Source organism: Ensifer sp. B1-9, from assembly GCF_050474445.1.
Classification (GTDB): Bacteria; Pseudomonadota; Alphaproteobacteria; order Rhizobiales; family Rhizobiaceae; genus Ensifer.
This window is the reverse complement of record NZ_JBCHVG010000011.1, coordinates 1-24,679: the sequence shown is the minus strand read 5'-3', so window position 1 is coordinate 24,679 and position 24,679 is coordinate 1. Positions and strand designations below refer to the sequence as shown.

Annotated in this window: 24 protein-coding genes; 13 read left to right on the top strand and 11 right to left on the bottom strand. The window is 62.3% G+C overall.

The annotated features are described in order from the left end of the window. Nucleotides 1-316 precede the first annotated feature (316 nt). Genes ACQ5BM_RS20745 through ACQ5BM_RS20735 form a run of 3 tightly spaced genes read left to right on the top strand, consistent with a single transcriptional unit; the run spans nucleotide 317 to nucleotide 2,648 of the window. On the top strand, nucleotides 317-787 hold the full coding sequence (locus tag ACQ5BM_RS20745) for an Lrp/AsnC family transcriptional regulator (protein ID WP_429815298.1): 471 nt from the start codon (nucleotides 317-319) through the stop codon (nucleotides 785-787). Between the two features lie 9 nt (nucleotides 788-796). Further along, nucleotides 797-1,618 carry a glycosyltransferase family 2 protein gene (locus ACQ5BM_RS20740; RefSeq protein WP_429815295.1) on the top strand — a complete coding sequence of 274 codons (822 nt, stop codon included), beginning with the start codon at nucleotides 797-799 and terminating at the stop codon, nucleotides 1,616-1,618. Between the two features lie 7 nt (nucleotides 1,619-1,625). Then, complete coding sequence (locus tag ACQ5BM_RS20735) at nucleotides 1,626-2,648, top strand: glycosyltransferase (protein ID WP_429815293.1); 1,023 nt, start codon at nucleotides 1,626-1,628, stop codon at nucleotides 2,646-2,648. An 83-nt stretch (nucleotides 2,649-2,731) separates the two neighbouring features. On the opposite strand, the gene ACQ5BM_RS20730 is transcribed toward ACQ5BM_RS20735, so the two are convergent. Both ACQ5BM_RS20730 and greA read right to left on the bottom strand, forming a co-directional pair. Further along, nucleotides 2,732-3,790 carry a glycosyltransferase family 4 protein gene (locus tag ACQ5BM_RS20730; protein ID WP_429815291.1) on the bottom strand — a complete coding sequence of 353 codons (1,059 nt, stop codon included), beginning with the start codon at nucleotides 3,788-3,790 and terminating at the stop codon, nucleotides 2,732-2,734. Nucleotides 3,791-3,876: 86 nt separating this feature from the next. Further along, nucleotides 3,877-4,353: a transcription elongation factor GreA gene (gene greA / locus ACQ5BM_RS20725; RefSeq protein WP_077961205.1), complete on the bottom strand. Its 477-nt coding sequence runs from the start codon at nucleotides 4,351-4,353 to the stop codon at nucleotides 3,877-3,879. A gap of 294 nt (nucleotides 4,354-4,647) precedes the next feature. On the opposite strand from greA, the gene ACQ5BM_RS20720 reads away from it, so the two are divergent. Beyond that, complete coding sequence (locus ACQ5BM_RS20720; protein ID WP_429815287.1) at nucleotides 4,648-6,162, top strand: MFS transporter; 1,515 nt, start codon at nucleotides 4,648-4,650, stop codon at nucleotides 6,160-6,162. A gap of 47 nt (nucleotides 6,163-6,209) precedes the next feature. On the opposite strand, the gene ACQ5BM_RS20715 is transcribed toward ACQ5BM_RS20720, so the two are convergent. From ACQ5BM_RS20715 to ACQ5BM_RS20705, 3 genes are all read right to left on the bottom strand, one after another. Then, the gene (locus ACQ5BM_RS20715) at nucleotides 6,210-6,485 is read right to left on the bottom strand and encodes a hypothetical protein (protein ID WP_429815284.1); all 276 of its coding nucleotides are present in this window, start codon (nucleotides 6,483-6,485) and stop codon (nucleotides 6,210-6,212) included. Nucleotides 6,486-6,683: 198 nt separating this feature from the next. Then, nucleotides 6,684-10,175, bottom strand: coding sequence for a carbamoyl-phosphate synthase large subunit (gene carB, locus ACQ5BM_RS20710; RefSeq protein WP_429815281.1), 3,492 nt, complete (start codon nucleotides 10,173-10,175; stop codon nucleotides 6,684-6,686). 214 nt (nucleotides 10,176-10,389) lie between these two features. Beyond that, nucleotides 10,390-11,415, bottom strand: coding sequence for a zinc-dependent alcohol dehydrogenase family protein (locus ACQ5BM_RS20705; protein ID WP_429815278.1), 1,026 nt, complete (start codon nucleotides 11,413-11,415; stop codon nucleotides 10,390-10,392). A gap of 258 nt (nucleotides 11,416-11,673) precedes the next feature. Between ACQ5BM_RS20705 and ypfJ the strand changes: the two genes are divergently transcribed. After that, nucleotides 11,674-12,612: a KPN_02809 family neutral zinc metallopeptidase gene (gene ypfJ, locus ACQ5BM_RS20700; RefSeq protein ID WP_429815275.1), complete on the top strand. Its 939-nt coding sequence runs from the start codon at nucleotides 11,674-11,676 to the stop codon at nucleotides 12,610-12,612. 62 nt (nucleotides 12,613-12,674) lie between these two features. Here the strand turns inward: ypfJ and ACQ5BM_RS20695 are convergent, their stop codons facing one another. Next, a complete protein-coding gene (locus ACQ5BM_RS20695; RefSeq protein WP_429815271.1) occupies nucleotides 12,675-13,667 on the bottom strand; it encodes an aldo/keto reductase in 993 nt (330 codons plus the stop codon). Between the two features lie 120 nt (nucleotides 13,668-13,787). On the opposite strand from ACQ5BM_RS20695, the gene ACQ5BM_RS20690 reads away from it, so the two are divergent. The 3 genes from ACQ5BM_RS20690 to ACQ5BM_RS20680 all read left to right on the top strand — a co-directional run bounded on the left by ACQ5BM_RS20690 (nucleotide 13,788) and on the right by ACQ5BM_RS20680 (nucleotide 17,717). Then, on the top strand, nucleotides 13,788-14,696 hold the full coding sequence (locus tag ACQ5BM_RS20690) for a LysR substrate-binding domain-containing protein (protein WP_429815269.1): 909 nt from the start codon (nucleotides 13,788-13,790) through the stop codon (nucleotides 14,694-14,696). 168 nt (nucleotides 14,697-14,864) lie between these two features. Next, a complete protein-coding gene (locus ACQ5BM_RS20685; protein WP_429815267.1) occupies nucleotides 14,865-16,178 on the top strand; it encodes a TCR/Tet family MFS transporter in 1,314 nt (437 codons plus the stop codon). 141 nt (nucleotides 16,179-16,319) lie between these two features. Further along, nucleotides 16,320-17,717 carry an MATE family efflux transporter gene (locus tag ACQ5BM_RS20680; protein WP_429815265.1) on the top strand — a complete coding sequence of 466 codons (1,398 nt, stop codon included), beginning with the start codon at nucleotides 16,320-16,322 and terminating at the stop codon, nucleotides 17,715-17,717. Nucleotides 17,718-17,860: 143 nt separating this feature from the next. On the opposite strand, the gene ACQ5BM_RS20675 is transcribed toward ACQ5BM_RS20680, so the two are convergent. After that, nucleotides 17,861-17,989, bottom strand: a complete 129-nt coding sequence (locus ACQ5BM_RS20675; protein WP_255571450.1) for a hypothetical protein — start codon at nucleotides 17,987-17,989, stop codon at nucleotides 17,861-17,863. 11 nt (nucleotides 17,990-18,000) lie between these two features. Continuing rightward, nucleotides 18,001-18,123: a hypothetical protein gene (locus tag ACQ5BM_RS20670; protein WP_429815262.1), complete on the bottom strand. Its 123-nt coding sequence runs from the start codon at nucleotides 18,121-18,123 to the stop codon at nucleotides 18,001-18,003. A gap of 227 nt (nucleotides 18,124-18,350) precedes the next feature. Between ACQ5BM_RS20670 and coaD the strand changes: the two genes are divergently transcribed. From coaD to tgt, 5 genes are all read left to right on the top strand, one after another. Then, nucleotides 18,351-18,845 (top strand): pantetheine-phosphate adenylyltransferase, encoded by a 495-nt coding sequence (gene coaD / locus ACQ5BM_RS20665; RefSeq protein WP_429815259.1) that lies wholly within the window; start codon nucleotides 18,351-18,353, stop codon nucleotides 18,843-18,845. Nucleotides 18,846-18,879: 34 nt separating this feature from the next. Continuing rightward, the gene (locus tag ACQ5BM_RS20660) at nucleotides 18,880-19,452 is read left to right on the top strand and encodes a peptidylprolyl isomerase (RefSeq protein ID WP_429815256.1); all 573 of its coding nucleotides are present in this window, start codon (nucleotides 18,880-18,882) and stop codon (nucleotides 19,450-19,452) included. Nucleotides 19,453-19,474: 22 nt separating this feature from the next. Beyond that, on the top strand, nucleotides 19,475-19,984 hold the full coding sequence (locus tag ACQ5BM_RS20655) for a peptidylprolyl isomerase (protein ID WP_057250311.1): 510 nt from the start codon (nucleotides 19,475-19,477) through the stop codon (nucleotides 19,982-19,984). Between the two features lie 73 nt (nucleotides 19,985-20,057). Continuing rightward, a complete protein-coding gene (gene queA / locus ACQ5BM_RS20650) occupies nucleotides 20,058-21,140 on the top strand; it encodes a tRNA preQ1(34) S-adenosylmethionine ribosyltransferase-isomerase QueA (RefSeq protein ID WP_429815253.1) in 1,083 nt (360 codons plus the stop codon). Beyond that, nucleotides 21,141-22,271 (top strand): tRNA guanosine(34) transglycosylase Tgt, encoded by a 1,131-nt coding sequence (tgt, locus tag ACQ5BM_RS20645; RefSeq protein WP_429815250.1) that lies wholly within the window; start codon nucleotides 21,141-21,143, stop codon nucleotides 22,269-22,271. 13 nt (nucleotides 22,272-22,284) lie between these two features. Here tgt and ACQ5BM_RS20640 read toward each other — a convergent pair whose 3' ends face one another. The 3 genes from ACQ5BM_RS20640 to ACQ5BM_RS20630 all read right to left on the bottom strand — a co-directional run bounded on the left by ACQ5BM_RS20640 (nucleotide 22,285) and on the right by ACQ5BM_RS20630 (nucleotide 24,396). Then, nucleotides 22,285-22,707: a DUF4864 domain-containing protein gene (locus ACQ5BM_RS20640; RefSeq protein ID WP_429815247.1), complete on the bottom strand. Its 423-nt coding sequence runs from the start codon at nucleotides 22,705-22,707 to the stop codon at nucleotides 22,285-22,287. A 298-nt stretch (nucleotides 22,708-23,005) separates the two neighbouring features. Next, nucleotides 23,006-23,203 carry a hypothetical protein gene (locus ACQ5BM_RS20635; protein WP_429815244.1) on the bottom strand — a complete coding sequence of 66 codons (198 nt, stop codon included), beginning with the start codon at nucleotides 23,201-23,203 and terminating at the stop codon, nucleotides 23,006-23,008. A gap of 191 nt (nucleotides 23,204-23,394) precedes the next feature. After that, the gene (locus ACQ5BM_RS20630; protein ID WP_429815241.1) at nucleotides 23,395-24,396 is read right to left on the bottom strand and encodes an IS30 family transposase; all 1,002 of its coding nucleotides are present in this window, start codon (nucleotides 24,394-24,396) and stop codon (nucleotides 23,395-23,397) included. Between the last annotated feature and the right edge of the window lie 283 nt (nucleotides 24,397-24,679).

The window sequence follows — 24,679 nt, the reverse complement described above, 5'->3', positions numbered from 1 at the left end:
CGGGACTGCTTGTTGTCCAGCGGGTTTGGCGATATTTCACGCGGATTCACTTTGCTGGAGAAGCATATGGGGTTGAATGCCGGCCGTGCTTGGTTCCATCGTGAAGGCGCTGCGCTCGGCCACGCACCGACTCGAGACGGCCTCGCCCTTGGAGAGCGCGCCTTGCCGGAAATCTCGACAGAGATGATCGCGGCTGCGCCGGGATAGGGGACCAGTCTACATCGCAGGCCATTGGATCAGCCCAACCATCAGCAAATACAAAGTTTTCGACTTTGCCCTCGCGCTTAAAGTCGCCACGCAAAAAGGACGAACGTTCATGACGAAACAAGTCGAGCTCGACGCAATCGATCTCAAGATCCTTCGCGAGCTCCAGCGTGATGGCCGGATGACCAATGTCGATCTCGCCCAACGGGTCGGCATCTCTGCGCCGCCGTGTCTCCGGCGGGTGCGCAAGCTCGAGGAAACCGACGTCATCAAGGGCTATCACGCGCTCCTGAACGCACCGGCTCTCGGCTTCGATCTCGTCGCCTTCTGCATGGTGGGCCTCAAGCGCCAGTCGGAAGCGGATCTCAAGGCCTTCGCTGCCGCCACGGCCGAATGGCAGATCGTCCGCCAGGCCTGGACAGTTTCCGGCGAAAGCGACTTCCTGCTGCACTGTGTCGCCGAGAACCTGACAACTTTCCAGGATTTCGTCATCGAAGTGCTGACGGCCAACGAACGGGTCGACACGGTGCGCACGATGCTGACCATTCGCCAGGTCAAGGATATCGGCCTCGTTCAGATCTAAGGCCCGCCCATGAGCAAGCTTCCGCTTTCCGCCTTCATCATCTGCCAGAACGAAGAAGCCTATCTCGGCAATTGCATCGAGAGCCTCGATCAATGCGCGGAAATCGTCATCGTCGACTCCGGCTCGACCGACGGCACGCCGGCACTCGTGCAATCCTATATCGACAAGGGCTGGCCGATCCGCTTCCTGCATGAGCCGTGGCGGGGTTATGCCGGCCAGAAGCAGTTCGCCCTCGATCAATGCACGCAGCCGTGGTGCCTCAACATCGATTCCGACGAGCGCCTGGACGGGCCGCTGAAGGCGCTGCTGCCATCGTTGCTCGATGCACCGGCGGAGACAGTCGGCTGGCGCGTCGCCCGCAGGCCCTATCTGATCGGCTACGGCTACACGCCCGAGCGCGTGCACGAAAGGCGGAACCTCAGGCTGATCCGCCAGGGCAGGGGCCGCTACGACCTCAACCAGAAGGTCCATGAGGGTATCGTTCCGGATGGTGCCGTCGGTGCCGCCCGCAAGGGCAGCCTGCTGCACTACCGGCCGCTGATTATCGACGAGCAGATCCTCAAGGAAAACAAGTACTCGACGCTCAAGGCAGACCAGCAGCTTGCCGCCGGCAAGTCCGCGCGGCCCTACAAGATGCTGTTCAGCCCACCGCTCTATTTCTACCGGCTCTATTTCCGCAACGGCCTTTGGCGCTGCGGCTTTCCGGGCTTCATCGAAGCGATGACGGGGGCGGTCTACGCCTTCCTGACCGCAGCCAAGATCTATCAGAGGCACGCGCTGAAACGCCGTCCGAACCATGACGACATGGATCGGCGCCAGACCAGCCCGTGAGGTTCCCATGAAAATCATGCACTTTCATTTCGGCAAGGACGGCGGCGCAGAGCGCTTCTTCGTTCATCTGGTGAATGCGCTTGGCGAGCGCGGCGTCGAGCAGACCTCGGTCATCCGGCCCGGGCGCATCTGGCGGAAGGATATCGAAGGTGCGACGCACATCATCGAAAGCAATTTCCGCAACCTGTCGCTCGACCGGATCCTCCTGCCGATGAAGGTCAGCAGCATGGCGCGCCGCGAGAAGCCGGACGCGCTCTTCGCCTGGATGCCGCGCGCGAGCCGTCTCATGCCGAACTACAAGGGCTGCATCAAGATTTCGCGCCTCGGCGACTATCCGCTGCGCCTCGACTATTTCCGCAATACCGATTGCCTCGTCTGCAACACGCCCGGCATTGCCGAACATGTGCGCAAGCTCGGCTGGACGCGCGACGTCGAGGTCATCTCCAACTTCACCGGTACCGAGCGGGTCGACCCCGTCAGCCGGGCGACGCTTGATACGCCGGAGAACGCGCCCGTCGTCATGTCGATGGGACGCTTCGTCCCGCGCAAGGGATTCCACACGCTGATCCAGGCGATCGCCAAGGTGCCGGACGCCTACCTCTGGCTCGTCGGCGACGGCGAGGAACGTGGAAACCTGGAGAAGCTGGCGGCCGATCTTGGCGTCTCGAAGCGCGTGCGCTTTGCGGGCTGGCAAAAGGATACGCGTCCCTTCCTCGCCGCTTCGGACATTTTCGTCATGGCATCGAGCCATGAGCCGCTCGGCAATGTCATCCTCGAGGCCTGGGCCCAGGGCACGCCTGTTGTTTCGAGCCGTTCGGAAGGGCCGCAATGGTTCATGCGCGACGGCGAAAACGGCTTGATGGTTGATATCGGCGATGCCGACGGCTTTGCCCAGGCGATCGACAGGATCGCAAGCGACACGTCGCTCGGCGAACGCCTTGCCGCACGCGGCCACGAGACGCTGATGAACCAGTTCTCGAAGCAGGCGATCACCGACGCCTATCTAAAGCTTTTCGCCTCGAAGCGCTGAGGTCGCTCTACAGCGCCGCGCGTCTAATCAGACGCGCAAAGGTCGCTGTGCACTTTGATTTACTGGATGCGGTTGCCGGCCGCTCAGAAGCGCATCAACCGCTCGTAGACGGCGTTGATCGCACGGGCCTCGCCTTCGATTGCAAAGGACGCGCAGGTCAGCCCCAGGCCATTGGCGCCTGCCAAGGCGCGGCGGCGATCATCGTCCATGAAACCGGCAGTCGCCTCGACCATCGCCTGCAGATCGTTTGCGGCTATGATCGTGCCGGTTTCCTGCTCACCGACGACGACCAGTTCCGAAAACGCGCCGACATCGGTTGCGACAACCGGTACGCCGGTTGCCATCGCCTCGAGCGGCGTCAGGCCAAAACCTTCCCAGCGTTGCGGCGCGACGAAGAGGTCTAGCGCGCGATACCAATCGGGAATGTTGGTGTGCTCGCCGACGAAACGGATGCGGTCCGTCAGGCCGGCCTTTGCCACACGTTCCTTCAGCTCGGTCTCGAACGCCACATGCGGGCCGGTCGCGCGCCCCGCGACGACGGCGCTCCAGCCCGGCCGGCAGGGCAGCAGCGCGATCATGCTGTCGACGAAGAGATCGGTTCCCTTCTGCTTGCGAACCCGTCCGAAGCAGCCGACATATTTCTGCGCGGGGTCGAGGCCGAGCGCAGACTTGACAGCAGCCGCGTCCACGGGCGGCTGGAAGCGTTTCGTGTCGATCCCGTGCAAGATCACCGTGTTCGGCACTTCGAGATAGGCGGCGGTCTTGCCGCTCGTCGCGATCACCGCGTCCATCCTGGAAATCAGGAACTTGCTCCAGCCGGTGTGGCGGCGCTGCGAGGCGGACGTGAAGACGATCTTCAGCTTCATGCCGAGCAGATCGCGCAGCACAATCGCCGGCAGCATCTCGACGTTGCGGCGCGCGTGCCAGACCCGGCAGGGCCGGCCATCCGGCGCGCTCCACAAGCGCAGGAGATCGCGGAATCGGATCGAGGGCAGGGTGTCCGGCAGCCCCGGGCCGAGCACCGCGATCTTTTCGCCGAGCGCGCGCTGGATCGGAATCAACTGGATAATGGTGGACGTCACGCCCGAGAGGCGGCGCTTGAAATTGGGAGCGATGACTTCGACGTTCCGGATATCGGCCACGAAAGCGCACTCCTTGCGCGAGCAACGATCGTCTTTTTGGAAAGAGAGAATGGGGCGAAGGGAGGCTTCGCCCCTGCTGGGGCTGATCAGCCCCAGTTGACCGCGAGAATTTCGTAGGCCTTGGAGCCGCCGGGGGCGTTCACTTCGATGGAATCGCCGACTTCCTTGCCGATCAGGGCACGCGCGATCGGCGACGAGATCGAGATGCGGCCAGCCTTCACGTCGGCTTCCTGGTCACCGACGATCTGATAGGTCTTTTCTTCGTCGGTGTCTTCATCAACGAGCTTGACCTTGGCGCCAAACTTGATCTTGGAGCCGGACATCTTCGAGAGATCAATGACTTCCGCGCGGGCGATCAAGTCTTCGAGCTCGGTGATGCGGCCCTCATTGTGGCTCTGCGCCTCCTTGGCGGCATGGTATTCGGCATTTTCCGACAGGTCGCCATGTGCACGGGCTTCGGCAATCGCCTCGATGATTCGTGGTCGTTCTTCCTGCTGGCGCCAGCGCAGCTCCTCCTGCAGGTTGACGAATCCACCCTGTGTCATCGGCACTTTTTCGACCATTTCATTGTCCTTCATCAAGCACGAGGCGCCGCCCTTGGGGCGGCGCCAACGCAAAAGAAAACGGTCTCCGGCGCGCGAACACCGGAACCGTCCGAAACTTCGAACCCTCGTTATAGCAGAAACGGAAGCGCGAAAGCCAGATATTTCGCCACCATCCACCAAAGGCGACACTCTATTCGCAACTTGTAGACGAACGAAACCGGCGGCAAGTTTCGCAGAAACCGCTTTACCTCAACTGCGGTTGAGGTCGTATCAGAATTGCTCCTGCAGCATATCAATGAGAAAGCAAGGCGCATGGATTTGACCAAAGACCACGACATCAAGGCGGACCTGGACACGGGGCCGCAAGAGGACGGGCGCTGGAGCGAACTGCTCCGGCCAGGCTATCTGGCGGCAACGGTGACGCTCTGCCTTGGGGTCGCACTTTTTGCGTTCAATGAGTTTTTCATAGCGACGGCACTACCAACGGCTGTCGCGGACATCGGCGGCGCCACGCTGCTTTCCTGGGCGGTCACGCTCTATCTCGTCTTTGCGATTCTCGGCGGGGCGGTTGCAGCCAATCTCAAGGCAAGGTTCGGCGCCCGCGGCACGCTGATTACAGCCGCCATCGTATTTGTGGCCGGAACCATGATCGCGACGACCGCAAGCAGCATGCCGCAGGTGCTCGCGGGTCGGGTGTTCCAGGGATTTGGTGAGGGTATCATCGCCGCGGTCTGCTACGCGCTGATCCCGGAGCTCTTTCCGCCGCGGCTGGTGCCCAAGGTCTTCGGAGCCGAAGCCATCGTCTGGGCGATGGCCGCCTTCGGCGGTCCGCTCGTCTCCGGCTTCGTCACAGAACATTGGTCCTGGCGGGCCGCCTTCGGCGTCAACATCCCGGCCGCGGCAATCTTCGTCGCCCTCGTCCTCGCCATCGTGCCGGCCCAAAAGATATCGGTCGGCAAGTCACGCCCGATCCCGCTCCTGCGGTTGACCGTCGTCGGTGCCGGCATATTGCTGATATCGGTTTCAACCACGGCCAAAAGCGTTCCGTTGATGGTCGCCGCATTGGCAACGGCGCTGACGATCCTCTGGGCTGCAGTCGGCACCGACCGGCGGGCAGCGCATTCGATCTTGCCTGCCGGCGCCTTCGCCCTCACAAAACCGCTCGGTACCGGCCTTTGGGTCGTGCTGCTGATGCCGCTGGCGCAAGCGTCCGGCTCCGTCTACCTCATCTATGGTCTGCAGCATGTGTGGAACTTCAGCCCGACCGCCGCAGGCTTTTCCGGTGCGCTGATGGCGATCTCCTGGAGCGTGACCGCAATTCTCGTCGCGAGCCTGCGCTCGCATGATCTGCGCGTGAAGCTGATCCAGACGGGGCCGGCACTTCTCAGCCTCGGACTCGCCGGCCTGACGATCGCGGTCGCCATGGACGAATTCCGGCTGGTCTTTCCGAGCCAGATCGCGATTGGCGCCGGCTTCGGCGTCTCCTGGGGGACGCTCAGCCAATTGATGATGGATGTTTCGCCGCATAGGGAACGCGACAAGACCTCGGCATTTTTGCCGACGCTGCAGTCGGCCGGCTACGCCATCGGTGCAGCAATCTGCGGATTGACCGCCAACCTCCAGGGCTTCGACGAGAAGGCAAGCGCCGCCACAATGCACGGGGCACTGTTCGCCGTCTTCGTCGTCGCTACCATGATCTCGACGGCATCGCTCTATTTCGGCCTTAGAACCGTCCGGCTTGCCGCCAAGCGGTCCGGGCGGAATGCGGGAGGAGCAGCGGTCCAGGCGATCTCTGGAAACCAAAGCGTCGTGCTTTCAGATGAGTGACGCCTTGGCGCTTTGATCCGGGATCAGCAGCCCCGCCCGGCAATTGCTTAAGCGGCCGCGTGGAGCGACGCGCCGACGTGGCGGCGACCAAGCAGCGCGCGCTGCTCGCCGCCGCGGCCGCCCGACGGAACGATGGTCGCAAGTAGCCTGCGGTTGCTGGAGAAGACCTCGACCTTCAGGGATCCATAGTCCGCATCGCGGCCGATCCTGTCGGCGATGCGCTGGCCATAATAAAGGGCGGAGCCTTCGTCGAAATAGATGATGCCGTCCTCGTCGACGAAGTGCTCGTCGCCCCAATGCAAATCGAAAAAATAGAGTTGCACGATCTTGCCCCGTAGCGCGCCCGCCGGAGGCTCCTCCGATCCCCAAGCGCTGACATATTGGAGCATGGTGTGGACGAACGCAGCCTGAACCACCCATTCATGCGGCATTCAGCCGGACGGAGTGGACGAAAGCGCTGATCGCAAGCAGTCGCCGAAAATGGGAGCGGCGCGCGAGACCATCGCGCGCCGCTTGTTTTATCAGGCCTTGAAGTAGCTCTGCAGGGGGCGCACTTCCAGGCTGCCGGCCTTCAGCGCCTTGATCGCATGCGCTGCCGCTTCCGCGCCGGCCATGGTGGTGTAATAGGGCACCTTCTGCATCAATGTCGCGCGACGCAGCGACTTCGAGTCCGAAATCGCCTTGTTGCCATCGGTCGTATTGATGACCAGTTGGACCTGACGGTTGCGGATCGCGTCCTCGACGTGCGGCCGGCCTTCCTGGACCTTGTTGACCTTGGTGGCGGCAATACCGTTTTCACCGAGGAAGCGAGCGGTGCCGGCCGTGGCCATGACCTTGAAGCCGATATCGACGAGAATGCGGATCGCCGGAAGAACCCGGGTCTTGTCCTCGTCGCGCACCGAAACGAACACCGTTCCATCGCGCGGCAGGTCGACGCCGGCGCCGAGCTGCGACTTGGCGAAGGCGAGCGCGTAGTCGGTGTCGAGACCGATGACTTCGCCGGTCGAGCGCATTTCCGGGCCGAGCAGCGTGTCGACGCCCGGGAAGCGCGCGAACGGGAAGACCGCTTCCTTCACCGCAATGTGCTTCAGGTTGCGCGGATCCGGCTTCTTGCCATAGGCGGCGATCGCCACATCCAGCGCTTCGCCAGCCATGACGCGGGCCGCGATCTTGGCGATCGGTGCGCCGATGGTCTTGGCGACGAAGGGCACGGTACGCGAGGCGCGCGGGTTGACCTCAAGCACGTAGATCGTGCCGTCCTTGATGGCGAACTGCACGTTCATCAGGCCGCCGACATTGAGCGCCTTCGCAAGTGCTGCCGTCTGGCGTTCGAGTTCGTCGACCATGGCCGTGTCGAGCGTGTGCACCGGCAGCGAGCAGGCACTGTCGCCCGAGTGGATGCCGGCTTCCTCGATATGTTCCATGATGCCCGAGACGAAGACGTCCTTGCCGTCGCAGAGGCAGTCGACGTCCACTTCCGTGGCGTTCGTCAGGTAGCTGTCGAAGAGCAGCGGGTTCTTGCCGAGCAGCGTGTTGATCTGGCCGGTCTTGTCGTTCGGGTAGCGCTGCTTGATGTCTTCCGGAACGAGACCCGGAACCGTGTCGAGCAGATAGGTCTGCAGCATGCTTTCCGAATGGATGATCTGCATGGCGCGGCCGCCGAGAACGTAGGACGGACGCACGACCAGCGGGAAACCGATCTCGGCAGCGACGAGGCGGGCCTGCTCGACCGAGTAGGCGATGCCGTTGCGCGGCTGGTTGAGGTCGAGCTTCATCAGGAGCTTCTGGAAGCGGTCGCGGTCCTCGGCAAGGTCGATCGCATCCGGTGCGGTGCCGAGGATCGGGATGCCGTTCTTTTCCAGCGCTTCGGCGAGCTTCAGCGGCGTCTGGCCGCCGAACTGCACGATGACGCCGACGAGTTCGCCCTTTTCCTGCTCGGCGCGCATGATCTCGATCACGTCTTCGGCCGTCAGCGGCTCGAAATAAAGGCGATCGGACGTGTCGTAGTCGGTCGAAACCGTCTCCGGGTTGCAGTTGATCATGATCGCTTCGTAGCCGGCGTCCTTCAGCGCGAAGGCTGCGTGGCAGCAGCAGTAGTCGAACTCGATGCCCTGGCCGATACGATTCGGACCGCCACCGAGGATGACGACCTTCTTGCGGTCGGAAACCCCGGCTTCGGAACGGGCGGCACCGACGAAGGGCGTTTCATAGGTCGAGTACATGTAGGCCGTCGGCGAGGCGAACTCGGCAGCACAGGTGTCGATGCGCTTGTAGACCGGACGGACATTCAATGCGTTGCGCAGTTCCGCCACTTCCTTCGGGCGCTTGCCACCGAGCGTGGCGAGCCGGGCGTCGGAAAAGCCCATGGCCTTCAGCATGCGCAGGTTTTCGGCATCCTGGGGCAAGCCGTGCTCGCGGATGCGCGCCTCCATGTCGACGATCGCCTTGAACTGGGCGATGAACCATGGATCGATCTTGCTCGCCTCGTGAACGTCCGCCTCGCTCATGCCGAGGCGGAGCGCCTGGGCAACCATGCGCAGCCGGTCCGGCGTCGGCGTGCCGATCGCAGCACGGATGGCGTTGCGGCCATCGCCGTCGTCGTCCATGTCGGGGATTTCGATTTCGTCGAGGCCGGTGAGGCCGGTTTCGAGGCCACGCAGCGCCTTCTGCAGCGATTCGGCGAAGGTACGGCCGATCGCCATGACTTCACCGACCGACTTCATGGCGGTCGTCAGAACCGGCGAGGCGCCCGGGAACTTCTCGAAGGCGAAACGCGGGATCTTGGTGACGACGTAGTCGATCGACGGTTCGAACGATGCCGGGGTCGCGCCACCGGTGATGTCGTTGTCGAGCTCGTCGAGCGTATAGCCGATCGCGAGCTTTGCGGCGATCTTGGCGATCGGGAAGCCGGTCGCCTTTGAGGCGAGCGCCGAGGAGCGCGAAACGCGCGGATTCATCTCAATGACGACTAGGCGGCCGTTCTCCGGGTTGACGGCGAACTGGACGTTCGAGCCACCGGTCTCGACCCCGATCTCGCGCAGCACCGCGATCGAGGCGTTGCGCATGATCTGGTATTCCTTGTCCGTCAGCGTCAGCGCCGGAGCAACGGTGATCGAATCGCCGGTATGCACGCCCATCGGGTCGATGTTCTCGATCGAGCAGATGATGATGCAGTTGTCCGCGGTGTCGCGGACAACTTCCATCTCGTATTCCTTCCAGCCGAGCACCGATTCTTCGATCAGAACTTCGGTGGTCGGCGAAGCATCGAGACCGCTGCCGACGATGTCGAAGAATTCGGTGCGGTTGTAGGCAATGCCGCCGCCGGTGCCGCCGAGGGTGAAGGAGGGGCGGATGATCGCCGGCAGGCCGACATCGTCGAGCGCCTGTGCGGCAATTGCCATCGCATGGTTCATGTAGCGCTGTTTGCGATCGCCTTCGCCGAGGTTCCACTGGTTCTCGAGCTCGTCGAGCGCCTTGTCGAGTTCCGGACCGGAAAGACGGTTCTTCAGTTCGGCGCGCTCGGCCTCATGCACCTTGCGATCGTGATCCTTGATGTCGGTCGCATTGGCGAGCCGCGACTTCGGCGTCTCGAGGCCGATCTTCGCCATGGCTTCGCGGAAGAGCGCGCGGTCCTCGGCCTTGTCGATCGCGTCCGGCTTCGCGCCGATCATCTCGACGTTGTAGCGGTCGAGAACGCCCATGCGGCGCAGCGACAGCGCGGTGTTGAGCGCGGTCTGGCCGCCCATGGTCGGCAGCAGCGCGTCCGGGCGCTCCTTGGCGATGATCTTGGCGACGACTTCCGGCGTGATCGGCTCGACGTAGGTTGCGTCCGCGAGACCCGGATCGGTCATGATCGTTGCCGGGTTGGAGTTGACGAGGATGACGCGGTAGCCTTCCTCCTTCAGCGCCTTACAGGCCTGGGTGCCGGAATAGTCGAACTCGCATGCCTGGCCGATGACGATCGGCCCCGCGCCGATAATAAGAATGGACTTGATATCTTGGCGCTTCGGCATGGTCGGTCATCCGTTTCTAGCTGCGCGAAAAACCGGCCAAAGTGGGAGGTCACCGGCCGGGCACGCATTGATGGTCTTTTCAGGCTAGAAGCGGCTTATAGGCAAATGTATCTGCGAGCGAAACCCCGAAAATTCCGGAATCGACAAGAAGCCGGCATATTTGCGCGTCCTCTGCTTTATCGCTCGCTCGGCGGCACCAAAACCGCTCCAAACGTCAGGCGCGACCGGGAATCACCAGAACCTTGACTTCCCCGGCTGCCGGAGGGCGTGAGATGACACCGGCGGCCTCATCGAGCGTTACGCGCCGTGAAATCAGCTTGTCGATCTCGATGACCCCGGATGCCACGAGATCGGCGGCGCGACGGTGCACGAACGGGTTGATGAAGGAGCCGAGCACGCGCAGTTCACGAAAGAGAATATCGAACGGTTCGATCTCGACCGTTTCCCCCTGGGGCATGACGCCGAGAATGACGACCGTGCCGCCCGCCTTGGCGAGTCGCGTCGACTGCCTGACGGTTTCGGCGACGCCGGCACATTCGATGACGACGTCGACTCCACCGGGAACGAGTCCATCCTTGCCGGCGATCCGTTCGACGGTATCGGCCGAGGGATCGACGGTCGCGGTCGCCCCGACCTCTTCGGCAAGTCGGCGCTTTTCTGCCTGCCGTGTCGAAAGAATCACCGTGGTTGCGCCGGCGAGCCTGGCGAGCTGCACCACCAGCAGGCCGATCACGCCGCCGCCCAGAACGACGACGGAGGACCCCGCGCGAATGCCCGCCATGTCCACGCCATGCAGGCAGCAGGCGAGGGGCTCGCAGAAGGCACCGTGTACCGGATCGAGATCCGACGGTATTTCGTAGGCCTGCTTTCGAGGCACGAGGACGTATTCCGCGAAGCCGCCGTCGCGATGAATGCCGATCGCCTGGAGATTCCGGCAGAGATTGACGCGACCGGCATGGCATTGCGGACAGGTCCCGCAGGCGATGTTCGGGTCGCCGGTAATTCTCGCGCCGATCGCGATATCGGAGACTTCCGTGCCGACCGCCTCGACGATGCCGCAAAACTCGTGGCCGAGGGTGACCGGCGGTTTCGAGCGGAATTCACCGTGCAGTAGGTGCCGGTCTGTGCCGCAGATGCCGCAGGCTTCGACACGGACGAGCAGGTCGTGTGGGCCGGGCAAGGGCTTTTCGACGTCAGCCAGGGTGAGACGACCGATACTTTCGAGCCGCAAAGCCTTCATGAACGCTTCTCCTCGTTCTGTCCGCGCGTGCGCATAGGAGCGGTAAAGCAGCGGAGGGTCAAGAAAGCCGCGCGTACCCCGAGGCGACAGAGTGCGACCTGCGTTCAGAAACGCCTTCGCAGGTCCGGCTTGAAGCAACAAAAAGTCTGGCCGGATCGCGAACTTACGGGTGGCAATTGCGTTTTACAACGACGTTAGGCCCGTCCTATAAAAGAGCAAACCGACAACGCCTGTTTACCGAGGCTGGGAGGACAGATCATGGAATGGAAAGGCCGCCGCCAATCCGAAAACATCGAAGATCAGCGCGGCGCGAGCCCGGGTGGCGGCAGTCCGTTCGGACGCGGCGGCGGTTTCCGCATGCCGGGCGGCGGAGGCGGCATGCGTCGCGCCGGCGGCGGCATGAGCTTTGGCACGATCATCTTCCTCGTCATCCTCTACTTCATCCTCAAGGCCATGGGCATCGACATGTTGCAGGTGCTGGAAGGCGGCGGCGGTCAGGTGCAGCTACCCGGCTTCGAGCAGAGCGACGGTTCACCCGCGCCGCGCGGCTCGGCTGAGGAAGAGGAAATGAAGGCCTTCATGGCGACCGTGCTCGCCGAGACCGAGGATACCTGGAACGGCATCTTCCAGGCGAGCGGCAAACAATACGAAGAGCCGAAGATGGTGCTCTTCCGCGGCCAGGTGCGCTCGGCCTGCGGTTTCGCGTCGGCCGCCTCCGGGCCGTTCTATTGCCCGGGGGACCACAAGGTCTATCTCGACATGAGCTTCTTCGATGAGCTCGCCCAGAAATTCGATGCGTCCGGCGATTTCGCCCAGGCTTATGTCGTCGCACACGAGGTTGGCCATCACGTCCAGAACCTGATTGGCGTCCTGCCGAAGTTCAACCAGATGCGCCAGTCGATGAGCGAGACCGAAGCGAACCAGATGTCCGTTCGCGTCGAGCTGCAGGCCGATTGCTTTGCCGGCGTCTGGGGCAAATACACGGAGCAGAAGGGTCTGCTCGAAACGGGCGACCTGGAAGAAGCGCTGAACGCGGCCACCCAGATCGGCGACGATACGCTGCAGAAGCGCATGCAGGGCTACGTCGTTCCGGAGAGCTTCAACCACGGCACCTCCGAACAACGCTTGCGCTGGTTCAAGCGTGGCTTCGACAGCGGCAAGATGTCGGCCTGCGATACTTTCTCGGGTGCCGTCTGACCGCAGCGACGCAGAAAACCGTCAGGGCCGGCGCGATTGCCGGCCCTTGTCGTTTGTCGTGGTCAGCGTTCGCTGTCCATATGGGCGAGTTGGGCTTCGGGATAGCGGGCGCCCGCGGCGGCGTCTTTCGGAACCGCCTTTTCGATTGCCGCCAGATCGCCGGCGCTGAGATTGACAGCACGCGAGGCGAGGGCCTCGGCCAAGCGATCCCGCCGGCGTGCGCCGATCAACGGCACGATGTCCTGGCCCTGTGCGGCCACCCAGGCAATTGCGATCTGCGCCACCGAAACGCCCTTGCCATCGGCGATCTGCCTCAGTGCCTCGACGAGGGCGAGGTTCTGGTCGATGTTGCCCTCCTGGAACCGCGGGCTCATGGCACGGAAATCACCCTTGCCGGCCGCGCCCTTCTGCCAATGACCACTGATCAAACCGCGCGAGAGAACACCATAGGCGGTGACGCCGATGCCGAGAGCGCGGCAGGTCGGCAGGATCTCCGTCTCTATGCCGCGTGAAATCAGCGAGTATTCAATCTGCAGATCCGAGATCGGGTGGACGGCAGCGGCGCGGCGGATGGTTTCGGGCCCGACCTCGGAAAGACCGATATGGCGGACATATCCAGCCTTCACCATGTCGGCGATCGCACCAATGGTGTCTTCGATCGGAACGTCTGGATCGAGCCTGGAGGGGCGATAGACGTCGATATGATCGACGCCAAGCCGCTGCAGCGAATAGGCGAGAAAGTTGCGGATGGCCTTGGGGCGGCAATCATAGCCGGACCAGTTGCCGGCGGCGTCACGCAAGGCGCCGAACTTCACGCTCAACAACGCCTTCTCGCGTTTTCCGCCTTTCAGCGCCTCGCCGATCAGCATCTCGTTATGGCCCATGCCATAGAAGTCGCCTGTGTCGAGCAGCGTGATGCCGGCCTCCAGTGCCGCGTGGATGGTCGCGATGCTTTCGGCACGATCGGCCGGGCCGTACATGCCGGACATGCCCATGCAGCCGAGGCCGAGGACCGACACCGATGGTCCGGTCTTTCCGAGTGAAACGTAATCCATTCGAGTTCTCCTTCAACAAGGCCGAAATCTGCCGGCCGCTTGCTCGGTCTCTTGTTTACTTCGTTCGACGTCGTGCGATAATCCGACCTCAACCGAACGACTTGTACGAAATTCCGCACGATGAACGATTTGCCGCTTGCCGATCTCGATGCCTTCACCGCCGTTGCCGCCGCACGCAGCTTCCGCGCAGCGGCCAAGAAACGCGGCGTTTCCGCGTCGTCGCTCAGCGAGGCGCTGCGCCGGCTGGAAGCGAAGCTGCAAGTGCGCCTCCTCAACCGCACGACCCGCAGCGTCACACTCACGGAGGCCGGCACGCGGCTGCTCGATCGGCTGACGCCTGCACTCGGCGAAATTGCCGGCGCGCTCGAGCAGGTCAACGAAATGCGCGACAGTCCCGCGGGAACGCTGAAGCTCAATGTCCCGACCATCGTCGCCCGCGAAATCCTACCGCCGATCGTCGGTCGCTTCCTCGGCGAGCACCCGGCAATCTCGTTGGAAGTGACGGCGGAAGATGGCTTCGTCGACGTTCTGGCGGCCGGGTTCGATGCGGGCGTGCGTTACGAGGAACGGGTCGAGCGCGACATGATCGCGATCCCCATCGGGCCAAGCCGGCAACGCTATGTCACGGCCGCGGCACCGGATTATCTCGCGAGGCGAGGGGTGCCGCGCCATCCCCGCGACCTGCTCGAACATGGCTGCATTCGTCACCGTTTCGCCAGCGGCATCTCGCTTCCCTGGGAATTCGGCGAAGGCGACGCAGCGCTGACGATCGCGCCGCCCGCTGTGGTGACCGCCAACACGATCGACCTCGAAATCGGCGCCGCCCTCGACGGGCTTGGCATCATCCGGACCTTCGAGGAGTTCGTGGCGCCTGCAATCGCGACCGGGCAGCTCGTGCCCATCCTCGATGACTGGACGACCAGCTTTTCCGGGCCGTTTCTGTATTATGCAAGCCGTAGGCATATGCCGGCGCCGCTGCGCGCCTTCGTGGATTTCTTGAAGCTCGAGCAACGGCGCGACCATGCGTGACAGGCGGTCGCCCGGTTACCCGACGCATCAACCATTGCGATAGTCTCATCAGATAATTTGAGATGTTCACGGATTGTTTCGCGCAAAATGATCCGTTACACCTAAATTGGTAGCGGCGTTCACGTTCTGTCTCTCACCCCGAGGCAGGCCGCCCGGGGGAGGTATCGCATGCTCGACGAGAAATTTGTGCGACGCGGCCTATTCCTCGTCTTCCTCATCCTGTTCCTGGATATCCTCGGCATCGCGATCATCGTTCCGGTGTTGCCGACCTATCTCGAAGAGCTGACCGGTTCCAATGTCAGCGAGGCGGCGATCGACGGCGGCTGGCTGCTGCTCGTCTATGCAGCGATGCAGTTTCTCTTCGCCCCACTGATCGGCAATCTCAGCGACCGATTCGGCCGGCGTCCGGTTCTGCTCGCCTCCGTCTTTACCTTCGCGCTCGACAATCTGATCTGCGCGCTCGCCACCAGCTATTGGATGCTGTTCATCGGCCGCATCCTCGCCGGCATCAGCGGGGCGAGCTTCGGGACGGCATCGGCCTATATCGCCGATATCAGCCATGATGGGAACCGCGCCAAGAATTTTGGGCTGATCGGAATTGCCTTCGGGACCGGCTTCGCCCTCGGCCCCGTGCTTGGCGGTTTGCTCGGCGAATTGGGTCCGCGCGTGCCGTTCTATGGTGCCGCAGCGCTCTCCTTCCTGAATTTCATCCTCGGCGTGTTTCTGCTGCCGGAGACACTGGATCGCGCCAATCGCCGCCGCTTCGAGTGGAAACGCGCCAATCCGCTCGGCGCTCTGAAGCAGATGCGAAACTATCCCGGTATCGGCTGGGTCGGCTTGGTATTCTTTCTCTTCTGGCTCGCCCATTCCGTCTATCCGGCAGTCTGGTCCTTCGTATCCAACTATCGCTATGGCTGGAGCGAGGGGCAGATCGGACTTTCACTCGGGATCTTCGGCATTGGCGGCGCATTCGTCATGGCCGTCATTTTGCCACGTGTCGTGCCGCGGCTTGGCGAGTGGCGGACGGCGGTACTCGGACTGACCTTCACGACGCTCGGCGCCATCGGCTATGCCGGCGCCTGGCAGGGGTGGATGATCTATGCGGTGATCATTGCGACCGCGCTCGAAAGCCTCGCCGATCCGCCGCTGCGCAGCATCGCAGCCGCGCATGTCCCACCGTCGGCACAGGGAGAACTTCAGGGTGCGCTGACCAGCATCGGCAGCATCACCACGATCATCGGCCCGCTGATCTTCACCCAGGCCTTCGGCTACTTCACCAGCCCCAGCGCTCCCGTCGCTTTCGCCGGTGCGCCCTATGCGCTTGCGAGTTGCTTCCTCGTCGGCGCGCTCGTCGTCTTCCTGTTGAAGATACCCAGGAGCAGCGCGGTCGGGCCGCAAGCGATGGAGACCGACGCGCCGGTCGTTGCCGCAGCAGCGGAAGCGGTTGAAATGGTCGAACGGCCGCGAATGCACGGAAATTGATCAATTTTCGTGATCTATCGATGAAAGTTTGAGCAACATCGCCCTAGCGGCTGGCTCTTTTCCCGACGGTATTCTATTTCCGGTTTTCCTCCCTCCGATCTCCAGTTGCGGCGGAGCCGCGCCGACTGCCAGGAATCTGCCATGCTGACCGCGAATGCGAGCTCGATGCCGTTGACGACCGACAACTCCTGGCGGACGCATTATCGCGCGAGCTTCTATCTCGGCGTGCCGTTCGTCGGTGCCCAGCTTGCTCAACTCGCTATCAACACGACGGACGTTCTGATGGTCGGCAAGCTCGGCGCAACCGAGCTCGCAGCGATCATCCTGGCGACGCAGATGTATTTCACGGTCTACATCTTCGGCAGCGGCTTTGCGAACGCAGTCGTGCCGATGGCAGCGCAGGCCGTGGGGCGGGGCGACAAGGTCTCGGTGCGCCGCTCCGTGCGCATGGGCATGTGGGTCGTCCTGCTCTATGGCGTACTGACGGCGCCGATCCTCTGGATGGCCGAGCCGATCCTGCTCTTTGCCGGGCAGCAGGCGAAGGTGGCAGAGCTTGCGGCCGAATATATCCACATTGCGCAATGGGCGATCTTTCCGGGCCTCATCTTCATGGTGCTGCGAGCGTTCCTGAGCGGTTTGGAGCGGGCAGGGGTCATTCTCTATGTGACGCTGGCGACGCTCGTCCTCAATGCCACCCTTTGCTACGTGCTGATCTATGGCCATTTCGGCTTCCCTCAGCTCGGCATCTTCGGTGCAGCGGTGGCCGCCCTTGGCGTAGCGCTCCTCGGCGCGGCGCTGACGATCGGCTATATCAAGAGCAAGCCAGAGCTTAACCGCTACGAACTCTTCGTCCGTTTCTGGCGGCCCGACTGGGTTGCTTTCCGGGAAGTCGTCTATCTCGGCATTCCGATCTCGCTGACGATCCTCGCCGAGGTCAGCCTCTTCACCGTCGCATCGCTGCTGATGGGCACGATCGGCACGATCGAGCTCGCCGCGCATGGTATCGCGCTGCAGTTCGCCTCGATCGCCTTCATGATCCCGCTTGGTATCGCGCAGGCGGCCACCGTTCGCGTCGGGCTTGCCTTTGGTCGCGGGGACATGCTGGGCGTGCGGCGCGCAGCGATTGCGTCGCTGGTCCTCGGAGCCGGCTTTGCCGTCGTCGGCAGCGCGATCTATGCGTTTTTCCCGAGCCAGCTCGCCGCACTCTATCTCGATACCGACCGGCCGGATGCCGCCGCCGTGCTTGCCTTTGCCGCGCCGCTCATCGTCATTGCCGGCGCCTTCCAGCTCGTCGACGGCATGCAGGCCATCGCCGCCGGCATGCTGCGCGGCCTGAAGGATACCAAGGTGCCGATGCTGCTGGCGATGATTTCCTACTGGCCGATCGGCTTCGTCTGCGCCTGGGCCTTCGCCTTTCCGTTCAACTTCGGCGGGATCGGCGTCTGGTTCGGGTTCGTCCTCGGCCTTGCCGCGGCGGCACTATTGTTGAATTGGCGCTTCTTCCGGATGATCAACGGGATTTCAGCAAGGAGTGCCTGACCAGCCAAGGCGGGGGAGCGCCTGGCAAAGAAAAGCCGGACGGGCAGGGGATGCCGTCCGGCTTGCAAAGGCGGTCGCCTCAGGGGAAGGGAAGGAACGACGGCCGCTTATTACCAAGCTTCATTCGCGAAGCCGTTGGGCTGCTAGACGTTGAAACCGTCGAGCCGCTCCGAACCCTGGCGATCGCGCTGGAGGTCGCGTATCGTCCGGGCAAAATCGATCAGAAAGACGAAACTGATGACCGCTGCCGCGATCATGAACAGGGTGGCCATGACGCCCTCCATCAACGGAAGATCTTCTGGGTCACGTATTGCTCGCGCCGGTCACGGGACTCGTTGCGAAGTCCTTGAATGGTCGCGAAAAGCATCGTGAAAAACATCGCCATCGAAAACAGAGCAAGTCCCATAGCCGTAATCCTTTCGCATCCTAAACGGCAGTACGTTCGAAAAGTTCCGTTGTTTTATGGCGCTACACTAACGTTCTGCGTGTGAAGCACCGTTGAACATGGCATTCATCTAGCATTCATTCTTTCTGTCCCGCTGTTTCCCAGGGAACAGCCCTTAGCTATCGGCACAACTCTTGCGGTCCGTCGCCGTACGTGACAAAAGGCTTCACCAAACGGAAACAGGTGCGATGACCACGGCATTCTATCCCGGCTCCTTCGATCCGATGACGAACGGGCATCTCGACGTGCTCGTGCAGGCGCTGAACGTGGCGGCGAAGGTCATCGTCGCAATCGGCATCCACCCGGGGAAGGCGCCGCTGTTTTCCTTCGAAGAACGCGCCGAGCTCATCCGTCAGTCGTTGCAGGAGTTTCTCCCCGAAAGGGCCGGTGACATCGATGTCGTCGCCTTCGACAATCTGGTCGTCGACGCGGCGCGCGCACGCGGCGCGAAATTGCTGGTGCGCGGGCTTCGCGACGGCACGGACCTCGACTACGAAATGCAGATGGCCGGCATGAACCGGCAGATGGCCCCCGACATCCAGACGTTATTCTTGCCCGCGGGCACGGCATCGCGGCCCATTACGGCCACATTGGTCCGCCAGATCGCGGCCATGGGCGGTGACGTCAGCGCCTTCGTGCCCGCGGCAGTTTACCAAGCGCTGCAGGCCAAACGCCGCGCCTGACGCGCGCCACAAATTCACCACGCAGGGAGAAACCATGAAAATCCTCCACCTCGCTTTTGCCGGCGCCCTTGCGCTTGCCTCCTGGACGGGAACGGCGATCGCACAATCGGCCGACAACTTCATCACGATCACGCTCAAGGATGGGCCCGTCGTCGTCGAACTGCGTCCGGACATTGCTCCGAAGCATGTCGAACAGATCAAGGCGCTTGCCGCCGCCGGCGAATATGACAACGTTGCCTTTCACCGCGTGATCAAGGGCTTCATGGCCCAGACCGGCGACGTGCAGTATGGTGACATGGAAAACGGCTACCAGCCGCAGGCTGCCGGCACCGGTGGTTCCTCGCGGCCTGACCTGCCGGCGGAATTCTCCGACGTTCCGTTCGAACGCGGCACGGTCGGCATGGCCCGCTCGCAGGATCCGAACAGCGCCAATTCGCAGTTTTTCATCATGTTCGCGCCGGGCGACTTCCTGAACGGCCAGTATACGGTCGTCGGCAAGGTCGTTTCCGGCATGGAGAACGTCGACAAGATCAAGCTCGGTGATGATGCCAACAACGGCTCCGTTACCGATCCCGACCGCATGATCAGCGTCAAGGTCGGCAAGTAAAGTCAACAGAAGGAGAAGACCCATGGCCGAGATCAAGGATCCGGAAAACACGATCATCATGGAGACCACCAAGGGCAAGATCGTCATCGAGCTTCTGCCTGACGTCGCTCCGGGTCATGTCGCCCGCATCAAGGAACTGGCTCGCGAAGGTGCCTATGACGGCGTGGTGTTCCACCGCGTGATCGAGGACTTCATGGCGCAGACCGGCGACGTTCAGTACGGCAAGACCGGCGGCGAGCACTTCAACCCGGCGCGTGCCGGCATGGGCGGCTCCTCCAAGCCGGATCTGAAGGCGGAATTCTCGAACGTCAGCCACGTTCGCGGCACCTGCTCGATGGCCCGCAGCCAGATGCCGAACTCGGCAAACTCGCAATTCTTCATCTGCTTCACCGATGCCCCCTGGCTCAACAAGCAATACTCCGTTTGGGGCCAGGTCATCGAGGGCATGGACAATGTCGACAAGATCAAGCGCGGCGAACCGGTGCGTGACCCCGACTCGATCGTAACGATGCGGGTTGCCGCCGACGCCTGATTTGCGCTAATGCACGGACCCGCCCCGGTCGCCAACTGCGCCGGGGCGGGTTTGCTTTTGTCTGAAGATAACGATGCGCGTAGACCTGTTCGACTTCGACCTTCCGGAAACCTCGATTGCGCTTAGGCCCGCAAGCCCGCGCGACAGCGCCCGCATGCTCGTCGTTCGCCCTGATGGCCCGGAAGTTCTGTCCGACATGGGCGTGCTCGATCTGCCGTCGTTCCTCAAGGAAGGCGACGCACTGGTCTTCAACGACACCAAGGTCATCCCCGCACAACTGGAAGGCATTCGCCGCCGCGGCGAGGAGATCACCACGCCCGTTTCGCTGACGCTGCACATGCGCACGGCACCCGATCGCTGGAAGGCCTTCGCCCGCCCGGCGCGGCGGCTCAAGGTCGGCGACCGCATCGCCTTTGGTCATGAGGGCGCGAGTTGCATGCTCGGCACGCTCGACGCGACCGTGGAAGAGAAGGGCGATGCCGGCGAAGTGACGCTGCGCTTCGACCTTTCGGGCCCGTCGCTCGACGAGGCGATCATGGCGGTCGGCCACATTCCCTTGCCACCCTACATCGCGTCGAAACGCGCCGAAGACGCCCGGGACCGCGCTGACTACCAGACGATGTATGCCCGGGAGGAAGGCGCCGTTGCCGCGCCCACGGCAGGGTTGCACTTCACCGACCGTCTTTTCGCCAAGCTCGACGAGGCCGGCATCGAACGGCATTTCGTGACGCTGCATGTCGGCGCGGGCACGTTCCTGCCGGTCAAGGCCGACGATACCGACGACCACGTGATGCACCAGGAGATCGGCCATGTCGACGCCCGCACGGCCGAGCGGCTCAATGCCGTAAAGGCGAGGGGCGGGCGCATCGTCTGCGTCGGCACGACCTCGCTGCGGCTGATCGAAAGCGCCACGTCCGAAGACGGGACCGTCAAGTCTTGGTCCGGTCCGACAGGTATCTTCATCACGCCCGGCTATCGCTTCCGCGCCGTCGATATGCTGATGACCAATTTCCACCTGCCGAAATCGACGCTGTTCATGCTGGTCTCGGCCTTCTCGGGCCTGGAAATGATGCGCGCGGCCTACACACATGCGATCGAGACCGGCTACCGCTTCTATTCCTATGGCGATGCCAGCCTGCTTTTCCGGAAAGACTAGATGACCGAGACCTTTCAGTTCAAGCTGCACAAAACCGACGGCAAGGCACGTCGCGGCGAGGTTTCCATGCCGCGCGGGACGATCCGCACGCCGGCCTTCATGCCTGTTGGCACGGTCGGCACGGTCAAGGCGATGTATCTCGACCAGGTGAAGGATCTCGGCGCCGACATCATTCTCGGCAACACCTACCACCTGATGCTGCGCCCCGGCGCCGAGCGCGTCGCCCGGCTTGGCGGCCTGCACGGGCTAATCCGCTGGCAGGGACCGATCCTCACCGATTCGGGCGGCTTCCAGGTCATGTCGCTTGCGGGACTGCGCAAGCTCGACGAGCAGGGCGTCACCTTCAAGAGCCATGTCGATGGCGCGATCTTCCATATGTCGCCGGAGCGCTCGATCGAGATCCAGGGTCTGCTCGACAGTGACATCCAGATGCAGCTCGACGAATGCGTGGCGCTGCCGGCCGAGCCCAAGGAAATCGAACGCGCGATGGAAATGTCGCTGCGCTGGGCCGAGCGCTGCAAGGTCGCCTTCGGCGACCAGCCGGGCAAAGCAATGTTCGGCATCGTGCAGGGCGGTGATATCCCGAAGCTGCGTGAGCGCTCGGCCGAAGCACTGAAAGGCCTCGATCTCAAAGGATACGCCGTGGGCGGCCTTGCGGTCGGCGAGCCGCAGGAGGTGATGCTGCGCATGCTCGACATCACGTGCCCGATCATGCCGGTGGACAAGCCGCGCTACCTCATGGGGGTCGGCACGCCCGACGATATCCTGAGGTCGGTGGCTGAGGGCATCGACATGTTCGACTGCGTGATGCCGACCCGTTCGGGACGCCACGGTCTTGCTTTCACGCGCCACGGCCGCATCAACCTGCGCAATGCGCGGCACGCCGAAGACATGCGCCCGCTCGACGAACAATCCTCGTGCCCGGCGACGCGCGACTATTCGCGCGCCTATCTGCATCACCTGATCCGTTCGAACGAGTCGCTCGGCGGCATGCTTCTGAGCTGGAACAACCTGGCCTACTATCAGGAACTCATGGCCGGCATTCGCCTCGCGATCGACGAGGGGCGCTTTGCCGACTTCATGGCCGAAACCCAGGAAAACTGGCGGCGAGGGGACCTGCCGCCGGTATGAGGCGCGATAGCGCTCAGATCGCCGGCCCCGGCGCCGACTGCAGCATCATCACGGCATTGATCTTGTAGCTGCCATCCGGCTGCTTTACGAGTTGGTAGATCGCCGTCCAGTCCTTGCCATCGGGGGCCGAGATCAGCACCTCCTGGATAATCTGGTCGCCCACGACCTTCGACCGGCCAAAGGCGAAATTACCCGGTCGATAGACAGGCCGATAGCCGCGCTTGACCATGTCGAAGAAGGCGGACTTGTCGGGAAACTTGCCGCGAATCTCGGGCGAGGCGAAGGAGTAGGCGGCCTCCGCATCGTCACGCAGAAAGGCGGCGATCTGCTCCTGTATGATCAATCGCGCCGTATCGACAGGCTCTTCCGCGCGTGTGGCACCCGTGCCAGCCAGTTCAGCCACTAGCCCGAGGGCGATAGCAAAGCTCCTGAACATCGCCGATCTCCATAGCCAGAGCTGAAGAGCATAGGACAGTCGCGCGCTTTGGAAACGGCAGGTTCGGCAAGGAGATCAGATCTCCAGCCCATTCCCGACATAATAAATTATTTTATTTCAATGCATTACTTAAAATTTCAAAGGCGCTGATTTAAATATCATAAGTTAGTGATGTTTGCGCATTGGACTGTTCCGGGCGAGCGACGGCAAGACAGAGGCGGACCCGCCACATGCAAGGGCGAACAGTATCGTTCGCTCGGACTGCTGGAGCGTCGCCTCGAACCGCCACGTAGGCTCGCTACCCGCGGTGCGCTGCCTGGCTGGCTCCGTAGAGATAGAACGCGATGCTGGCGTTGGCGTCATCGCCGGTCGAATAGACGATCCGTGCCATGCCTGCGCCGGGCGCTTTCAGACGCAATGGCAGATAGCGCTGCGGGGCTTCCTGATGCACGCGCTCGGCGATACTGGAAAAGCGTTCCGGATGAGGCGAGGTCATGCGCTCTTCGACATTAACGGCAGCATGCCCAAGCGCTGCAGTCAGTAATGGTCTAAACCACGGTTCACGTCGCCAGTCCGAATGCTGACGCTTGACAGCATCCAAGAGGCGACGACCGTTGCATTTGAAATGGATCCGCCCCCGGGGAGATCCTAACTGAAGTGCAACACGCCGTTTTTTAGGGTGGGGGTTCAGCGTCCATCTTGCAAACGTGCCCGGAACACTTCGGCCGGTGTTCTGTAGTCGAGGCACTTTCTCGGCTGATCGTTGAGATGGCGAGCAAGCTGGATGAGGTTGCGTTGCGACACGGCTGCAAGGTCGGTATCGCTTGGCATGAACCGGCGGATGCGCTTGTTGGTGTTTTCCACCGCACCTTTCTGCCACGGCGCACTCGGGTCACAAAACCAGCTGCGCGCGCCGATGCCATCTTCCAAAGCCCTGAAACCGGCAAACTCCGTGCCGCGATCAAAGGTGAAGCTCTGCCGGGCAAAGGCTGGCAACCGAGAGAACGTTTCGACGATCTTGTCCATGATCGGTCGTGAGTGCCGGCTGTGGTTTTTGATCATGACGGTGTAGCGGCTCTTGCGCTCAACCAAGGACGTGACGTTGGCGTTGCCCAAGTCACGTTGGAAGATCAACAAGTCGCCTTCCCAGTGGCCGAACTGCGAACGATCACCAATAAAATCAGGACGTTGCGATATCCGGTTGGCAGCAGGAAAAGTGCTGCCGCGAGGTTTCCTCGAGCCGTGGGGGCGGCGTTTGCGGCGGCCTTCCGCGAGGTGCTGATAGAGTTCCAGCGCCTGATCTTCCTTGCCGTAGATGAAGCGATAGATCGTCTCGGTGCAGACGCGCACGGCACTCACGCCATCGGCGAGCAGACGACCGGCGATCTGTTCCGGAGACCAAAGCGCCTTCAGCTGCGCGATCACCAGTTCGCGCAATTGCGGGTGCCGCACAAGCTTCCTTAAACGCTGCCGCCGCTCTTTGCGGATGTCATCAGCAACTGTCGGGAAGTAGCCGCTATAGTCGGGCAGCTCGCGATCGTGGAAGGTGTTGCGCCGGAGCTCGCGATAGATCGTCGATCGATGACGGCCGAGTTCGCGCGCCATTTCTTTGATCGGCAGTTTGCGTTCGACAAAGTGGAAAAGGCGGCGTCGATCGGCCAGATTCAGCTGCGAATAGCGTCGGGGCATCCCAAAATCTCCAAAGGCAAACCATTGAAATCATTGGCATGTCGCACTTGGAAATAGAATGTACCCCGGCTAACACAATGTCACAGCTATTTAAAGATGAGACAAAGTAGTCAACTTAGAAATGCGACGTCATTCTATTCATTATTACTTGATTTTCAAGTTGCTATATTTACACAGTACGCAGACGCTAGCCGCCGGCCGGGTGGAGCTGGTCAGGGTTGCGCAGCCCGGTCGGCGGCGGATGGCTCCAGCTGCAAGATAGACTTTAGCTTTGACATCCCGA

Excerpts from the sequence above, each read along its gene's own strand:
- tgt (WP_429815250.1), top strand. The coding sequence starts at position 21,141 with ATGACCGAGACCTTTCAGTTCAAGCTGCACAAAACCGACGGCAAGGCA.
- ACQ5BM_RS20660 (WP_429815256.1), top strand. The coding sequence starts at position 18,880 with ATGAAAATCCTCCACCTCGCTTTTGCCGGCGCCCTTGCGCTTGCCTCC.
- ACQ5BM_RS20680 (WP_429815265.1), top strand. The coding sequence starts at position 16,320 with ATGCTGACCGCGAATGCGAGCTCGATGCCGTTGACGACCGACAACTCC.
- ACQ5BM_RS20655 (WP_057250311.1), top strand. The coding sequence starts at position 19,475 with ATGGCCGAGATCAAGGATCCGGAAAACACGATCATCATGGAGACCACC.
- carB (WP_429815281.1), bottom strand. The coding sequence starts at position 10,175 with ATGCCGAAGCGCCAAGATATCAAGTCCATTCTTATTATCGGCGCGGGG.
- ypfJ (WP_429815275.1), top strand. The coding sequence starts at position 11,674 with ATGGAATGGAAAGGCCGCCGCCAATCCGAAAACATCGAAGATCAGCGC.
- ACQ5BM_RS20690 (WP_429815269.1), top strand. The coding sequence starts at position 13,788 with ATGAACGATTTGCCGCTTGCCGATCTCGATGCCTTCACCGCCGTTGCC.
- ACQ5BM_RS20720 (WP_429815287.1), top strand. The coding sequence starts at position 4,648 with ATGGATTTGACCAAAGACCACGACATCAAGGCGGACCTGGACACGGGG.
- ACQ5BM_RS20740 (WP_429815295.1), top strand. The coding sequence starts at position 797 with ATGAGCAAGCTTCCGCTTTCCGCCTTCATCATCTGCCAGAACGAAGAA.
- queA (WP_429815253.1), top strand. The coding sequence starts at position 20,058 with ATGCGCGTAGACCTGTTCGACTTCGACCTTCCGGAAACCTCGATTGCG.
- ACQ5BM_RS20670 (WP_429815262.1), bottom strand. The coding sequence starts at position 18,123 with ATGGGACTTGCTCTGTTTTCGATGGCGATGTTTTTCACGATGCTTTTC.
- ACQ5BM_RS20695 (WP_429815271.1), bottom strand. The coding sequence starts at position 13,667 with ATGGATTACGTTTCACTCGGAAAGACCGGACCATCGGTGTCGGTCCTC.
- ACQ5BM_RS20735 (WP_429815293.1), top strand. The coding sequence starts at position 1,626 with ATGAAAATCATGCACTTTCATTTCGGCAAGGACGGCGGCGCAGAGCGC.
- ACQ5BM_RS20685 (WP_429815267.1), top strand. The coding sequence starts at position 14,865 with ATGCTCGACGAGAAATTTGTGCGACGCGGCCTATTCCTCGTCTTCCTC.
- ACQ5BM_RS20745 (WP_429815298.1), top strand. The coding sequence starts at position 317 with ATGACGAAACAAGTCGAGCTCGACGCAATCGATCTCAAGATCCTTCGC.
- ACQ5BM_RS20705 (WP_429815278.1), bottom strand. The coding sequence starts at position 11,415 with ATGAAGGCTTTGCGGCTCGAAAGTATCGGTCGTCTCACCCTGGCTGAC.
- ACQ5BM_RS20630 (WP_429815241.1), bottom strand. The coding sequence starts at position 24,396 with ATGCCCCGACGCTATTCGCAGCTGAATCTGGCCGATCGACGCCGCCTT.
- ACQ5BM_RS20675 (WP_255571450.1), bottom strand. The coding sequence starts at position 17,989 with ATGGCCACCCTGTTCATGATCGCGGCAGCGGTCATCAGTTTCGTCTTT.
- ACQ5BM_RS20635 (WP_429815244.1), bottom strand. The coding sequence starts at position 23,203 with ATGACCTCGCCTCATCCGGAACGCTTTTCCAGTATCGCCGAGCGCGTG.
- greA (WP_077961205.1), bottom strand. The coding sequence starts at position 4,353 with ATGGTCGAAAAAGTGCCGATGACACAGGGTGGATTCGTCAACCTGCAG.
- coaD (WP_429815259.1), top strand. The coding sequence starts at position 18,351 with ATGACCACGGCATTCTATCCCGGCTCCTTCGATCCGATGACGAACGGG.
- ACQ5BM_RS20640 (WP_429815247.1), bottom strand. The coding sequence starts at position 22,707 with ATGTTCAGGAGCTTTGCTATCGCCCTCGGGCTAGTGGCTGAACTGGCT.